General features: G+C 71.5%; 13 protein-coding genes and 1 pseudogene. 10 read left to right on the top strand and 4 right to left on the bottom strand.

Translation table 11 applies throughout. From position 1 onward, the window contains the following. Positions 1 to 180 (top strand): annotated as a pseudogene (locus tag VHA72_RS11465) (glycosyltransferase family 87 protein); the annotation flags it as partial. Here the strand turns inward: VHA72_RS11465 and VHA72_RS11460 are convergent. Then, a complete protein-coding gene (locus VHA72_RS11460) occupies positions 141 to 1181 on the bottom strand; it encodes an alanine racemase (RefSeq protein WP_325575297.1) in 1041 nt (346 codons plus the stop codon). The pseudogene VHA72_RS11465 and the gene VHA72_RS11460 overlap by 40 nt on opposite strands. After that, entirely contained in the window at positions 1178 to 2341 is a 1164-nt protein-coding gene (locus tag VHA72_RS11455) for a lipid II:glycine glycyltransferase FemX (protein WP_325575295.1), read from the bottom strand. Before VHA72_RS11455 ends, VHA72_RS11460 begins: the two co-directional genes overlap by 4 nt. Positions 2342 to 2654: 313 nt before the next feature. On the opposite strand from VHA72_RS11455, the gene VHA72_RS11450 reads away from it, so the two are divergent. Together VHA72_RS11450 and VHA72_RS11445 are read left to right on the top strand one after the other, a co-directional pair. Beyond that, positions 2655 to 6353 carry an acyltransferase family protein gene (locus VHA72_RS11450; RefSeq protein ID WP_325575293.1) on the top strand — a complete coding sequence of 1233 codons (3699 nt, stop codon included), beginning with the start codon at positions 2655 to 2657 and terminating at the stop codon, positions 6351 to 6353. 9 nt (positions 6354 to 6362) lie between these two features. After that, positions 6363 to 7670, top strand: coding sequence for a UDP-glucose dehydrogenase family protein (locus VHA72_RS11445; RefSeq protein WP_325575291.1), 1308 nt, complete (start codon positions 6363 to 6365; stop codon positions 7668 to 7670). 22 nt (positions 7671 to 7692) lie between these two features. Here VHA72_RS11445 and VHA72_RS11440 read toward each other — a convergent pair whose 3' ends face one another. Both VHA72_RS11440 and VHA72_RS11435 read right to left on the bottom strand, forming a co-directional pair. Next, positions 7693 to 8481, bottom strand: coding sequence for a deoxyribonuclease IV (locus tag VHA72_RS11440; RefSeq protein ID WP_325575289.1), 789 nt, complete (start codon positions 8479 to 8481; stop codon positions 7693 to 7695). Positions 8482 to 8573: 92 nt separating this feature from the next. After that, positions 8574 to 9533, bottom strand: coding sequence for a serine/threonine-protein kinase (locus VHA72_RS11435; protein WP_325575287.1), 960 nt, complete (start codon positions 9531 to 9533; stop codon positions 8574 to 8576). A gap of 103 nt (positions 9534 to 9636) precedes the next feature. On the opposite strand from VHA72_RS11435, the gene VHA72_RS11430 reads away from it, so the two are divergent. The 7 genes from VHA72_RS11430 (at position 9637) to rplI (ending at position 14694) form a co-directional block, all read left to right on the top strand. Further along, complete coding sequence (locus tag VHA72_RS11430) at positions 9637 to 10653, top strand: LacI family DNA-binding transcriptional regulator (RefSeq protein ID WP_325575285.1); 1017 nt, start codon at positions 9637 to 9639, stop codon at positions 10651 to 10653. Next, positions 10653 to 11612, top strand: coding sequence for an acetylxylan esterase (locus tag VHA72_RS11425; protein ID WP_325575284.1), 960 nt, complete (start codon positions 10653 to 10655; stop codon positions 11610 to 11612). The genes VHA72_RS11430 and VHA72_RS11425 overlap by 1 nt, the downstream gene beginning before the upstream one ends. Then, a complete protein-coding gene (locus VHA72_RS11420) occupies positions 11609 to 12832 on the top strand; it encodes a D-arabinono-1,4-lactone oxidase (RefSeq protein ID WP_325575282.1) in 1224 nt (407 codons plus the stop codon). Before VHA72_RS11425 ends, VHA72_RS11420 begins: the two co-directional genes overlap by 4 nt. Positions 12833 to 12962: 130 nt before the next feature. Then, entirely contained in the window at positions 12963 to 13250 is a 288-nt protein-coding gene (rpsF, locus tag VHA72_RS11415) for a 30S ribosomal protein S6 (RefSeq protein WP_325575280.1), read from the top strand. Positions 13251 to 13342: 92 nt separating this feature from the next. Continuing rightward, positions 13343 to 13921: a single-stranded DNA-binding protein gene (locus VHA72_RS11410; RefSeq protein ID WP_325575278.1), complete on the top strand. Its 579-nt coding sequence runs from the start codon at positions 13343 to 13345 to the stop codon at positions 13919 to 13921. 72 nt (positions 13922 to 13993) lie between these two features. Beyond that, positions 13994 to 14230, top strand: coding sequence for a 30S ribosomal protein S18 (gene rpsR / locus VHA72_RS11405; RefSeq protein ID WP_028637855.1), 237 nt, complete (start codon positions 13994 to 13996; stop codon positions 14228 to 14230). A 14-nt stretch (positions 14231 to 14244) separates the two neighbouring features. Next, positions 14245 to 14694, top strand: coding sequence for a 50S ribosomal protein L9 (gene rplI / locus VHA72_RS11400; protein WP_325575275.1), 450 nt, complete (start codon positions 14245 to 14247; stop codon positions 14692 to 14694). Positions 14695 to 14985 lie beyond the last annotated feature (291 nt).

Below are 14985 nucleotides of genomic sequence, written 5' to 3'. Positions count from 1 at the left end.
GCCCCCGGCGCTGGGCAGCAGCAGCCGTTCTACTGGTTCGTCATCGCGATCCGGGTGCTCGGGGAGCTCTACCTGGTGGGCATCGTGGTGCGCGACCTGCTCCGGCCCGAGCACGACCCGGTCCGGCTCGACGAGGAGCCTCAGTCGACGGCGATCTCGTCGAACGTCGTGGTGGTGTAGCGCACCCGCAGCTCCAGCCGGTCCCCCACCTGCGGCGGCTCGCTGCCGCGCGGGAGCAGCAGCATCGAGGCCTGCATGTGCGGCGGCTCGGCGAAGACGAGCTGCTGACCCCGCCAGAAGTACGGCGACCTGACCACGCCCACCGCATCGAGGCCACCCCGGGCGGCCGTGGCGGCGCGAGCACGCAGCGAGGTGTCGCCGGTCGGCGCGGTCAGACCCAGTCCGTGCGCGGTGCCGCCGGCCGCGATCACCAGGTGACCGGCCCGCAGCGCGCTGCGACCGCGATAGCCGAACCGATCCCCGCGGCCGATCGGATGGACGTCCTGCACCGTCGCCGTCACGCTCAGCGCGCCGCGGTCGCCCAGCCACAGCCGGGTGCCGACCCGCGGGCGGATGGCGACGTCGGCGTACCGTCCGCGCAGGGTGGCCAGCTCCGCAGTGGTGAGGTGGCTGACCCAGACTGTGCCGAGCCCGGCGCCGATGACGTCGTCCATGAGCGCCGTCGCCTCGGCGAGGTTGGCACCGGTGGCCGCCATCGGCAGGTGGATCGCGACGCCCTCGACGTGTGCCCGGGCGCGGGCCAGCGCGGCCAGGGACCACAGGTCGTGCGCGGAGAGCCCGTGCCGTCGCATGGACGTCATCCGCTCCAGTACGACGCGGGCGCCGGGCTGACGCGCCAGCAGATCGCCCAGGTCGGCCGGGCGCGAGACGGTGTGGATCACCCGACGATGCAGCGCGGGATCCAACGGCGGCTCGTACGGCCGCCACGGTGTCAGCACCAGCAGGTCCCCGGAGAAGCGGGAGGAGACCTCGGGCAGCTCGGCGTAGGTGCCCACGGCCAGCACGTCGCTGCCCAGCCAGTCGGCGCGCCGGGCGAGTCGGCCGAGGGTGAACCCGTAGCCGTTGCCCTTCGCGACCGGCACCAGTCCCGGGGTGTCCTCCACCACGCTGCGCAGGTGGGCGCGCCAGCGCTCGCCGTCGACGGTCAGCCGCAGGCTCATCGCGCGCGCCTCTTCATGTAGGCGTCGAACGCCCGGTAGATCGCCGGGCGCAGCGGCAGGTCCCACTCGCCGACCCGTTCGACGGCTCGGCCGCCGGTGCCGACCTTGAACTGGATCAGGCCGACATGGGAGTCCTCGGTGTCGAGGGTGGGGGTGATGCCGCGCAGGTCGTAGACGTCGCAGTCCTCGGCGAGGGCGGTGCGGATCATGGCCCATTGCAGGGCGTTGGAGCCGCGCACCTCGCGCTTCGCGGTGGAGGAGGCACCGTAGGAGTACCAGGCGTATCGGCCGACCTCGACCAGGATGGTGGCGGCGACCAGGTCGCTCTCGTGCCGGGCGAGGAAGAGCCGAATCCGGCGGGGGTCCTCGGCGGCCATCGCGGCGAACATGGTCTGGAAGTAGGACAGCGGGCGCGGGGTGAAGTGGTCGCGCTCGGCGGTGTGGACGTAGAGGTCATGGAACGCCGCCAGATCCGTGGCCTGCTCGCCGCGGCCGGTCGAGACGGTCACCTCGACGCCTTCCTTGGCGGCCTTCTTGATGTTGCGGCGCCACAGCTGGTTCATGCCGGCCAGGACCTCGGCCTCGGTCCTGGCCGCACCGTTGGGATGCCGCAGCGGGATCTCGAAGGTGTACTGGGGTTGGCCGGCGCCGAAGCCGTCCTCGGGCGACTGCAGTCGCCAGCCGGCGGCGCGCAGCTGGCTGACCACCCGGGCGCCGACCGGGTCGCGGCCCGTGGGCGGCAGGTCCGCCAGCCGCTGGACGGCCCCGTCGGCGATGCCCTCCTTCACCTGGGTGGCGCTCCAGCAGGCGGTGCGGACCGGTGGACCCATCCGGATCCCGAACGCGCCGTGGCGCCGGAGGTAGTCGGTCAGCGGGTCGAGCCAGGTGGCGATGTCGCCGGACCAGTCGGCGACCGGTCCCTCGGGCAGGTAGGCCAGGGTGTAGCGCTTCAGCCGCGGCACCGGCCGGTGCAGCACCAGCACCGCCCCGACCAGGTCGCCGTCCTCGAACAGACCCAGCGACTCCGCCCGCCACTCCGTCTTGACCCGGCCCCACGCCGGCGTCTGCAGGAAGCTCACCCACGGCCGGCCCTCGATGCTTCGCCCCTCCAGGAACTCCAGGTGCTGCTGGGCAGGCAGGGGCCGCACGGTGACGCTCACCCGCCGAAGGTTACCCGCGGAGCATCGGTGCCATGTGCGGGTGCCGTGCCGCCAGTGCCGTGGACGACGACTTCGGCGCCCCGCAACGACAGGCAAATGGCCGCAAAGCCGCAGGGAGCCATGCGCCGCCATACGCACCCATACGCAGCCGCGCCGATCCACGCCGATCACGGGGTGTGACCAAGTACGACGTTTTGCTGCTCCGGCCGCCCGACACCGGGATGACAGCACATCGCTGTGCCGCAGATCTGCGCCAAGAACGTTCCTGCCCACCGCGGGCTCCCACGCGCCCGCTGACCTGCAGAGGTTCCCCATGTCTTCGACCCTGCTGGTCCGCCCTGCCCAGGGGCGGACGGCCTCGTCGCGGCCCGACAGCCTGCTGCCGAGCCCACCGACGGCCCGCGAGAAGTACTCCTATCTCGGCCCGCAGCGACGCTGGCTGATGCTGATCCAGGCGCTGTCGTTCACCCTGATCGCCTACAGCGTCTTCCGGTTCGCCACCGCCGACATCCGCTTCATCCTCTTCCTCGTCCCCGTCACGCTGTACGCCGTCACCCTGGCGGTCAGCCTGCTGTCGGGCACGCACCGTCGCCGGGTCAGCCTCGACTCGCACCTGGAGAAGGTCGGCCGCTGGAGCCCGGCCGTGACACCCAGCGTCGACGTCTTCCTGCCGACCGCGGGCGAGTCGCTCGAGGTCCTGGCGAACACCTACCGACACGTTGCCGCGCTGGAGTGGCGCGGCACCCTCGCCGTCCACGTCCTCGATGACGGCGCCCGCAGCGAGGTGCGTGAGCTGGCCCAGCGCCACGGGTTCGTCTACCACACCCGGCCCGACCGCGGTCGGCTGAAGAAGGCGGGCAACCTGCGCTACGGGTTCGAGCACTCCGAGGGTGACCTGATCCTGATCCTGGACGCCGACTTCGTGCCGCGGCCGGACATGCTGCTGGAGCTGGCGCCGTACTTCGACGACCCCAGCGTCGGGATCGTCCAGTCGCCCCAGTACTTCGACACCCACGACCCGGCGATGGGCTGGCTGCAACGCTGCGCCGGCGCCACCCAGGAGCTGTTCTATCGCTTCGTGCAGCCCTCCCGGGACCGGGTCGGCGCCGCGATCTGCGTCGGGACCTGCGCGATCTACCGGCGCTCGGCGCTGGACCAGGTCGGCGGCTACGCCCAGATCGGCCACTCCGAGGACGTCCACACCGGCGTGAAGCTGTTGCGCGGCGGATTCCAGCTGCGCTACGTGCCGGTGCTGGTCGCCCAGGGGCTGTGCCCCGACACGCTGCCGGCGTTCCTCAACCAGCAGTACCGCTGGTGCACCGGCTCGATGTCGCTGCTGGCGGACAAGGCATTCCACAACGAGCCGGCCATCCGCGGCCGACAGAAGCTCTGCTTCTGGGCCGGATTCCTCTACTACATCTCGACCGCCGTGAACGCCGTGGTCGCGCCGCTGCCGGCGCTGTGCATGCTGTGGCTGCGCCCGGAGTGGGTCAAGCCGCAGAACTCGGTGTGGCTGCTGGGTGCGCTGGTGCTGTGGTTCGCCGTACTGCCGCTGGTCATGCGCGGCCGCTGGCGCTACGAGGTGCTGCGGGTGCAGTACCTCTACTCCTTCTGCCACCTGGTCGCGATCGTGCACGCGCTCGCCGGCCGTACCCGCGGCTGGGTCGCCACCGGCGCCACCGAGCGGGGCGGTACGGCGAGCGCCACGCCGCTGAGCGTCTCCATCATGCGAGCCACCAAGGCCTGGGTGCTGCTGTGCCAGGTCGCACTGTGGTGGGGTCTGGCCCGTGGCGTGACCCGGTTCGGGATCGACGAGTTCTGGGCGATGGTCTGCTTCGCGATCCTGGGCTCGTTCATCCAGCTGCCGATCCTGTTCCTCGACGGCGGCCGGCTGATCTGGTTCCACGGCCGCCCGCGAATGCCGTCCCTGCGCCGGCTGTGGCGCCGGCTCACCGTGGTGGGCGAGCCCGAGGACCGACCCGAGGCGGCCGGTCCGCGCCGGTTCCGGCCCGACATCCAGGGTCTGCGCGCGGTCGCCGTCACCCTGGTGGTGCTCTACCACGCGGGCGTGCCGCACGTGAGTGGCGGCTACGTCGGGGTCGACGTCTTCTTCGTCATCTCGGGCTTCCTGATCACCGGGCAGCTGACCCGTGAGCAGGACCGCACCGGCCGGATCTCGCTGGTCCGCTTCTACGGCGGCCGAATCCGGCGGCTGTTGCCGCCGGCGCTGATCGTGATCGCGGCGACCATGCTGATGGCGCGGTTGTGGGGCTCGATCTTCCACGTCCGTGACGTGGCGCATGACGCCTTCTGGGGCGTGTGCTACCTGATCAACTACCACCTGGCCGCCCAGGGCGTGGACTACCAGCACGCCTCGGACAGCCCCTCGCCGCTGCAGCACCTGTGGTCGCTGGCGGTGGAGGAGCAGTTCTACCTGATCTGGCCGTTGCTACTCATCGGCTGCTACCTGATCGCCCGGTCCCGGCGCCGCCAGGCGCTGCTGGGCACCCTCCTGGTCGGCGGCGGCATCTCCCTGCTGATCAGCGCGCGGCTGACGGTCAGCGACCCGCCGGCGGCGTACTTCGGCGTGCAGTCGCGTGCCTGGGAGCTCGCCCTCGGCGCCCTGGTGGCGTTGGGTGCGAACCGCCTGGCGCGGCTGCCGCGGCCGGCCGCGATCGCGCTGGGTTGGGCAGGGCTCGGCGTGATCGTGGTCTCGGCCATGCGGTTCACCGACGACACCCCGTTCCCGGGCACGGCGGCACTGGTGCCCACCCTGGGTGCCGCGGCGTTCATCGCCGCCGGCGGCCTGCGGGTCGCGGGCGGCGTGGAGGCACTGCTCGGCCGCAAGCCGTTCCAGGGCGTCGGCCGGGTGTCCTACGGCTGGTACCTGTGGCACTGGCCGCTGGTCATCCTGGTGCCGGCCGCCTTCGGCCGGACGCTGCCGTGGACCATGCTGCTCGAGGTCTCGGCGCTGGCGCTGTGGTTCGCCGTACTGACCCACTACCTGGTGGAGAGTCCGGCGCTGCGATCGCGACTGCACCCGCGCTCCTGGCTGGCCTCCGGCGCGCTCGGCTCGGGCGCCGTCGCCGGCGTCGGCATCGCGCTGGTGGTGACCCTGCCGGCGTTCGTCGGCAACGGCGCGCCGGCCAGCGTGATCAGCCTCGACGGCGCGAACACCGGCATGGTGCAGGCCGCGCTGGGCAAGGGGCTGGCCACCACCGACGCGCCGCGGAACCTGCGGCCGACCGTGCAGGGCGCCGTCCAGGACCAGCCGATCTCGACCAAGGACGGCTGCCACCTCGACTTTCTGGTGGTCAAGCAGGGACCGTGCGTGTACGGCGACCCGAACGGCGCCCAGACGATGGTCCTCTACGGCGACTCCCACGCCCAGCAGTGGCTGCCCGCCCTGGACGCCGAGGCCAAGAAGCTGCACTGGCGGCTGGTCGCGCTGACCAAGGCCGCGTGCTCGGTGGCCGACATGCCGGTCTACAGCAACGCGCTGGGCCGCGAGTACACCGAGTGCGAGACCTGGCGCAAGCAGGCGCTGGACCGCATCGTCGCGATGAAGCCGGCCATCGTGCTGGTCTCCCAGAGCGACGCGGTGGCGGGCAACCAGAGCACCGCGCAGTGGGCCGACGCCACCACCCGGACGATGGCCACGATGCGGCAGGACGGGCTCAACGCCGCCTACATCCGTGACACGCCGATGCCGCCGCAGAACATCCCCGAGTGCCTCGCCGGGAACATCAACAACGTGGGCGCATGCAACTTCAGCCTGACGCAGGCCAGGCAATGGGGCGACCGCTGGCAGGCCGTCGGCAAGTCCCTGCAGCAGGCCGGGATCACCACGGTGGACCCGACCCGCTGGTTCTGCACCGCCAAGGGCTGCCCGGTGGTGGTCGGGAACATCCTCGTCTACCGGGACGACAGCCATATGACCGCGACGTACAGCACGTGGCTGGCGCCGATGACCAAGCCGCTCTTTCGCGGCGCGGGCCAGCAGCACTCCTAGGAGAAGACCATGAAGATGAGTGTCATCGGGGCCGGCTACCTCGGCGCCGTACACGCGGCCTGCATGGCCGAGCTGGGTCACGAGGTGGTCGGCGTCGACACCGACGCCGCCAAGGTGGCGGCCCTCGCCGAGGGGCGGCCGCCGTTCTTCGAGCCAGACCTCGAGCCGCTGCTGCGCAAGCACACCGAGACCGGGCGACTGCGGTTCACCACCTCCCTGGCGGAGGCGGCCGAGGACGGCGAGGTGCACTTCGTCTGCGTCGGCACGCCACAGCAGGAGGGCCGACCCGGTGCCGACACCTCCGCCGTGGAGTCGGTCATCGCCGAGCTGGCGCCGCGGCTGCGGCCGGGTGCGCTGGTGGTGGGCAAGTCGACCGTGCCGGTCGGGCTCGCCGCCACCCTGCGCGCCACCGTCCGGGCGCAGGCGCCGGCCGGCGCGGACCTGGCGTGGAACCCGGAGTTCCTGCGCGAGGGGTACGCCGTGGCCGACACCCTGGCGCCCGATCGGATCGTGGTCGGCAGCGCCTCGCCGGAGCCGGTGGAGAAACTGCGCGAGGTGTACCGCGAGCCGCTCTCCCAGGGGACGCCGTTCCTGACCGTCGGGCTGGAGACCGCCGAGCTGGTCAAGGTCGCGGCCAACTCCTTCCTCGCCACCAAGATCTCCTTCATCAACGCGATGGCCGAGGTCTGCGAGAAGACCGGCGCCGACGTGGTGGAGCTGGCCGACGCGGTCGGGTACGACGAACGGATCGGCCACCGCTTCCTCAAGGCCGGTCTCGGCTTCGGCGGTGGGTGCCTGCCCAAGGACATCCGGGCGTTCCAGGCTCGGGCGACCGAGCTCGGGCTGGCTCGCTCGGTCGGATTCCTGGGCGAGATCGACGAGATCAACATCCGGCGGCGCCAGCGCACGGTCGACCTGGCGCACGAGGTGCTGTGCGGGCGGGTCTCGGGGCGGCGGCTCGCCGTACTCGGCGCGGCGTTCAAGCCCAACTCCGACGACGTGCGGGACTCCCCCGCCCTGGACGTGGCCGACCAGCTGCACCTGCGCGGCGCGGAGGTGGTGGTCTACGACCCCGAGGCACGCGCCACCGCGGCCCGCCGCTCCCCGCACCTGACCTACGCCGGCTCGCTGCACGAGGCGGTGGCGGGCGCCGAGCTCGTGCTGCTCCTGACCGAGTGGGCGGAGTTCGTGGCGATGGACCCGACGGTGCTCGGCGCGAAGGTCCGGACGAAGGCGATCGTCGATGCCCGCAACGTACTCGATCCGCAGGCCTGGCGGTCGGCGGGGTGGACCTACCGGGCGCTGGGCCGCGGGTGAATGCTCGACGAACCGACGCGGCTCAGAGCCGCTGCTGCAACCACGCGAAGTCGGCGCGGTGCTCCGCGGGGCCGCCGGGGGTCTCGCAGACCACCGGCGCGTCGGCCTCGCGGACGACCGCGGCGAGCAGGTCCGGGTCGATCCGGCCGGCACCGAAGTTGGCGTGCCGGTCGGCGCCGGAGTCGAAGTCGTCGCGGCTGTCGTTGCAGTGCACCAGGTCGATCCGGCCGGTGACCTTGAGGACGTCGGCGACCACCGTCTCCAGCGGGTTGCCGCCGGCGTGGGCGTGACAGGTGTCGAGGCAGAAGCCGACCAGATCTGCCTGTTCGCAGGCGGAGATGGCGTCCCAGACCCGGCCGATCCGGTCGAGGTAGCGGGTCATCGCGTTGTCGCCGCCGGCGGTGTTCTCGATCAGGAGTGGGATCTTCAGGTCGGTCGCCTCGATCGCCTTGCGCCAGTTGTCGAACCCCTTCTCGGGGTCGTCGGCCTTGTTGACGTGCCCGCCGTGCACGATCAGCCCGCGCGCGCCGATCGCCGCCGCGGCGTCCATGTGCTGCTGCAGCAGTTTGCGCGAGGGGATCCGGATCCGGTTGTTCGTGGTGGCGACGTTGATGATGTACGGCGCATGCACGTAAAGCGCCACCCCGGCCTCCTCGGCGGCCGCCCGGAGCGCCTCGGCGCCGCCGGCGTAGCGCACCTCCGGGCCCTGGTACCCCTGTGGGTCGCCCAGGAAGAACTGCACCAGCGGCGCCTTGCGCGCCTGCGCCTCGGCGATCGGATCGGTCTGGTCGACGTGGGCACCGATGAGCATGCGGCCAGCCTAGGCGCACGGCACCTAGGCTGAGCCTCGTGACATGGGTCCTGATCGGTCTCGCGGCGGCCCTGGTCCTGGTCGGCTTGCTGCTACTGGCTCAGGACGCGCACCAGCGCCGCGGCACACAGCGCGATCGCGGCGGTGAAGCAGCCGGCCGCGGCGAGCACCCGGGTGGGTCCGCGGTCGGTGGTCGGCGGCGGTAGGGCCGGCGCCGCCGCGGCGACCGGCAGCGACGCGGGCAGCGTCGCCGGCGGCAGCCGATCCGGCACTGCGATGCCATCCACCCAGTCCCCGACGTCGGCCGAGCGCAGCTCGACCAGCGCCGCCGCCGCCGAGGCCGGCCGCTGGTCGGGGTGCGGCTGCAGCAGGTGAGTGAGCAGCGGCGCCAGCCCGTCGTCGGGTACGGCGGAGTCCGGGGAGCCGGTGAGCAGGTGCACCGCCACCCGGCCGGCGGCGTACAGGTCGGCGCGCGGGTCGGGCGGATCGCCGGCTTCCTGCTCTGGCGCCATGTAGCCCTCGGTGCCCACCGCACCCGGGTGCCGAGTCAGCCGAGGCTCGGCGCGGGTCGCGGCCACGCCGAAGTCGGCCAGCCGCAGGTGGGGCCGGCCGCGGCCGGTGGCCTCCAGCAGGAGATTGGCCGGCTTCACGTCGCGGTGCACCACCCCCGCCGCATGCACGGCCGAGAGCGCCTGGAGCAGCTGGTCGAGGAGCAGGGCGACGTACGGCGTCGGCAGAGTGCCCTGCTCTCCGAGCAGGTCCTGCACCGAGCCGCCGCGGACCAGGTCCATGGTGAGGACGACCAGGTCGTCCTCGGCCGCCCAGCCGGTCGGCGCGACCACGTGCGGGTGCGGAATCCGCAGGCCCTGCTCGCGCACGAACCGCAGCAGCAGCGACGAGTTGCGCTGGGTGAGCAGCTTGACCGCCAGCCAGCTCTGGGCCCGCAGGTCGAACGCCCGCCAGACGGTGCCCATGCCGCCGGAGCCGATCCGGTCGACGAGCACGTAGCGACCCGCGACGGGATGATCGGCGTGCCCGCATGCCGCTTCCACCCGCCGGAGCCTAGGGTGTTCCCGAGGCGCCCGGTAGGACGCATTGCGGCAGGTGTCATAGGAATCGTTGTCGATAACGTTTTCCATCGGCTACATTCCCGGCATGGACGCCCATCGCCGAGTCACCATCCGCGAGGTGGCGGAGGCCGCGGGCGTCTCGGTCGCGACGGTGTCGAAGGTCCTCAACGACCGGTACGGCGTCTCCGGGGCCACCACGGAGAAGGTGCGGGCCGTCATCGAGGAGCTGGGCTACGAGTCCAGCCTGGTGGCCCGGAGCCTGCGCAACACCAAGACCAACGTGATCGGGGTGCTGGTCGCCGACTTCGAGCCGTTCAGCCTCGAGGTGCTCAAGGGCGCCGCCGACGCGATCCGGGGGACCGGCTACGAGCTGGTCGTCTACTCCGCCGCAGGCCAGGCGGTCGAGCACGTCGGCTGGGAGCGGCGTCACCTCACCCGGGTCAGCGGCACCCTGGTCGACGGCGCCGTCCTGGTCACCCCCACCATGACGGACGTGACCGCCAGTGTCCCGATCGTGGCGATCGACCCGCATACCGGTCGCTCCCACATCCCGACCATCGACTCGGACAACCTGCGTGGCGGCCACCGCGCCGTCGAGCATCTGCTCGAGCTGGGCCACCGTCGGATCGCGATGATCACCGGCCGGCCCGACCTGGAGTCGGCACGGGCCCGCGAGCGGGGCTACCGCGACGCTCTCGAGGCCGCCGGGATCCCGGTCGACGAGTCGCTCATCGAGCAGGGCGACTTCATCCCGGCAACGGCGGCCGGCGCCACCCGCCGTCTGCTCGCACTGCCGAAGCCGCCGAGCGCGATCTTCGCGGCCAACGATGCGATGGGACTCGCCGCGATCGAGGTGGCCACCAAGCAGGGCCTGCACGTCCCCGAGGACCTGTCCGTGGTCGGCTTCGACAACGTGCCCGACTCGGCGATGACGGCACCGGGTCTGACCACCGTCGAGCAGCCCATCCGCGAGATGGGGCGTCGGGCCCTGGAGCTGTTGCTCCAGCAGATCCAGCACGGCGTTCCCCGCGACCCGCACGTCACCCTCGCCACCCGACTGGTGGTGCGTGGCTCGACGGCACCGCCACGACAGGAGCGCTGATGCCCCGCACCGACCTGCCGCTCGACGAGCTGTGGTCCTACCGCCCCGACGTCGTCGAGCCGGCCGGTTTCGATGCGTTCTGGGCGGACACGCTGGCCGAGGCCGCCGCCGTACCCCTCGACGTCGAGCTGCGCCGGATCGACACCGGTCTGATCACGATCGAGACGTACGACGTCACCTACCGCGGCTTCGGTGGCGACCCGGTGCGGGCGTGGCTGCACCTGCCTGCGACGCCGCTGCCGCGTAGCACCATCGGGGTGGTGCAGTACATCGGCTACAACGGCGGCCGTGGGCTCCCGCACGAGCACACGTTCTGGGCGCAGGCCGGTCATCCGCACCTCGTCATGGACACTCGCGGCCAGGGCAGCGGCTGGTCGGTGGGCGACACCGCCGACCCGCGCGGGGGAAGCGGGCCGGCCCAGCCCGGGTTCCTCACCCACGGCATCGAGTCGCCGGCCGGCCACTACTACCGCCGGGTCTTCGTCGACGCGGTGCGCGCGGTCGAGGTGATGCGCGGCCAGGTCGAACGGGTCGCCGTCGCCGGCATCTCCCAGGGTGGCGGGATCGCGCTGGGCGTCGCCGGCTTGGTGGACGACCTGGTCGCGGTGATGCCCGACGTTCCGTTCCTGTGCCACTTCCGCCGCGCCGTCGACGTCGCTGCCGGGGATCCGTACGCCGAGATCACCCGTTACCTGGCCGCGCACCGGGATCGGGTGAGCGCGACGTTCGAGACGCTGGCCCACTTCGACGGCGTCCTGCACGCCCGCCGGGCGCACGCGCCGGCGCTGTTCTCGGTGGCGATGATGGACCAGATCTGCCCGCCCTCGACGGTCTTCGCCGCGTACCACGCCTACGCCGGCTCGAAGCGGATCGAGGTCTATGAGTTCAACGACCACGAGGGCGGCGCGCCGTACCAACTCCTCCGACAGACACGCTGGCTGGCTAGCGTGCTGGCATGAGGACCAACTGGGCCGGGAGCCACGTCTACCACGCGCGGGGCCTGGCGATGCCGAACAGCATCGAGGAGGTGCAGAGCCTCGTGCTCCGCACCGGTCGGCTCAAGGCACTCGGCAGCCGGCACTCCTTCTCCGACCTGGCCGACACCGAGGGCTTCCAGGTCTCGCTGGAGCGGCTGCCGCGCACGATCGAGGTCGACGGCGACGTGGTGCGGGTCCCGGGCGGCCTGCGCTACGGCACCCTCGCCGTCGAGATGGTCGCCCGCGGCCTGGCGCTGGGCAACCTCGCCTCGCTGCCGCACATCTCGGTGGCCGGCGCGGTCGCGACCGGCACGCACGGTTCCGGGTTGCACAACGGCTCGCTCGCCACCGCCGTCCGCGCGATGGAGTTGGTCACCGGCACCGGCGAGCTGGTCCGGCTCAGCGGCGAGGACCTGGCCGGTGCGGTCGTCAACGTCGGTGCGCTCGGCATCGTGACGTCCCTCGACCTCGCCGTCGAGCCGCTGTACGACGTCACCCAGGTCGTGCACGAGGGCCTGACCTGGCCGGTGCTGCTCGACCGGCTCGAGGACATCCTCGGCGCCGCGTACTCGGTCTCGGTCTTCACGCTCTGGCTCGGCGAGGAGGTCGGCCAGGTCTGGGTGAAGTCCCGCGGCGAGGTCCCCGAGATCCCGGGCGCTCACCCGGCCGGCGAGCAGCGGCACATGATCAGCGGGATGGCGATCGAGAACACCACTCCGCAGCTGGGCGTGCCGGGCCCCTGGCACGAGCGCCTGCCGCACTTCCGGATGGGCTTCCTGCCGAGCGCGGGCGAGGAGCTGCAGAGCGAGTACCTGGTGCCGCTCTCGCGTGCCCGGGAGGCGCTCGTCGCGGTGCGCGGGCTCGGCGAGGCGATGGCCGACGCGCTCTACGTGGCCGAGTTGCGCACCGTCGCCGCCGACGACCTCTGGCTCTCGGGTGCGTACGGCGAGGACGCCCTGGCGATCCACTTCACCTGGCGGCGCGACTCGGTGCGGGTCGGGACACTGGCGGCGCGGCTCGAACAGCGGCTGCTGCCGTTGGGTGCCCGGCCGCACTGGGGCAAGGTCTTCGGGGCGACCGCGGCAGAGCTGGCACCGCTCTATCCGCGCTGGTCCGACTTCCTCGAGCTGGCGCAGCGGTTCGACCCGGACGGCCGCTTCCGCAACGCCTGGACGGAGCGTCACCTGGGGCTGGCTCCGTAGGATTTCGGGCGGCGTACCCCTGCTTGATAGCCTGACGCGTCACCGTCCGCCCAGTCGGACACCGACAACGCACAGCCCTCCTGCCATGGAGAGACCATGGCCGCCGAGTCCGTAGGAGGTGGAGAACGCTATGCGTGCTTATGAAGTTCTGGTCATTCTCGACCCGAGCACCGACGAGCGCACCGTCGCCCCGTCCCTCGACAAGTACCTCAACGTGGTCCGTAACGACGGTGGCACCGTCGAGTCGGTCGACGTGTGGGGTCGCCGTCGCCTGGCGTACGAGGTGAAGAAGAACGCCGAGGGCATCTACGCGATCATCAACCTGAACGCCGAGCCCGCGACCGTCAAGGAGCTCGACCGCCAGCTCACGCTGAACGAGTCGATCCTGCGCACCAAGGTCATCCGCCCGTCCAAGTGACCTGTGGATGATCCCTCGTCCTTGTCGGTGTCTTCGGGTTTGATGGGGACCGACACCGGACGACAGATCAGAACGAGACCTAGGGAGACGCCATGGCCGGCGACACCGTCATCACCGTGATCGGCAACCTCACCGACGACCCGGAGCTGCGCTTCACGCCGTCGGGGGCCGCGGTCGCCAACTTCACGGTGGCCTCGACGCCGCGCACCTTCAACCGCCAGACCAACGGCTGGGAGGACGGGGAGACCCTGTTCCTGCGTTGCTCGATCTGGCGGCAGGCCGCGGAGAACGTCGCCGAGTCGCTCACCCGGGGCACCCGCGTGGTGGTCCAGGGGCGGCTCAAGTCGCGCTCCTACGAGACCCGTGAGGGCGAGAAGCGCACCGTCATGGAGCTCGAGGTCGACGAGATCGGTCCGTCGTTGACCTGGGCGACCGCCAAGGTCACCCGCGTCAGCCGCCAGGGTGGCCAAAGCGGTGGCTTCGGTGGCGGCGGTCAGCAGCAGTCCGCTCCGGCCAACGACCCGTGGGCCACCCCGGCTCCGCAGGCGCCCGCCCAGCAGGGTGGCGGCTACGGCAACCAGGGCGGCGGATACGGCGGCGGCCAGCCGTCGGCTCCGGCCAACGACCCTTGGGGCGCCCCCGGCGTCGGGACCGACGAGCCCCCGTTCTGATCGACAACTGAAGAAGACCGAATCCCTCAACCATTCCGACATGCGTCGGGCTTCTAGAAAGGAAGCACCACAATGGCCAAGGCAGTGATTCGCAAGCCGAAGAAGAAGGTTTGCCAGTTCTGCAAGGAGAAGGCGACCGGTGTCGACTACAAGGACACCGCGCTGCTCCGCAAGTTCATCTCGGACCGCGGCAAGATCCGTGCGCGTCGAGTGACCGGCAACTGCGTCCAGCACCAGCGCGACGTGGCCACGGCCGTCAAGAACGCGCGTGAGGTCGCCCTGCTGCCCTACACCTCCACCGGTCGCTGAGAGGAGACGACACCATGGCGAAGATCATCCTGACCCAGGAAGTCTCCGGTCTCGGCTCGGCGGGCGACGTCGTCGAGGTCAAGGACGGCTACGCGCGTAACTACCTGCTCCCGCAGGGCGTGGCCATCCGCTGGACCAAGGGCGCCGAGAAGGAGGTCGAGTCCATCCGGGCCGCGCGCTCCAAGCGTGCCGCTCGCGACCTCGACCACGCCGGCGAGATCAAGGGCAAGCTCGAAGCCGCCACGGTCAGCCTCAAGGTCCGTGCCGGCAAGGATGGCCGCCTCTTCGGCGCCGTCACCGTTGCCGACATCGCGGGTGCCCTCGAGGCCACCACCGGCGAGTCGATCGACAAGCGGACCATCGCGGTCGGCAACCCGATCAAGACCCTCGGCAACCACTCGGTCGCCGTCCGGCTGCACGACGAGGTCACCGCTGCGGTGGCGCTCAACGTCGTTCCCGCCTGACGACTGCCGTCTTCAGCGGCCGACCCCCACGGGGGTCGGCCGCTGTTGCATTTCAGGAGCCGAGGTTCAGGAGCCGAGGTTCAGGAGCCGCGGTCGGTTGGGTCGGAGGTGCTCGCGGCTGGCGTCGGGTGGACTAGTCGGTGGCGGCGTGACGGTGGCTGGGTCGCGGTGTGGCTGGGTCGCGGTGTGGCTGGGTCGCGGTGTGGCTGGTCACCGGTGTGGCCGGGCCTGTTTGACATTCCACCTTCCCCCGGATGGCGGCGTGGAGGCCTAGGGGCACACCAGTGCCCC

Source organism: Nocardioides sp. (genome assembly GCF_035547795.1).
In the GTDB taxonomy this organism is placed as follows: Bacteria; Actinomycetota; Actinomycetes; order Propionibacteriales; family Nocardioidaceae; genus Nocardioides.
Note: the sequence above shows the minus strand (reverse complement) of the source record. Positions and strands in the feature narration are given on the sequence as shown.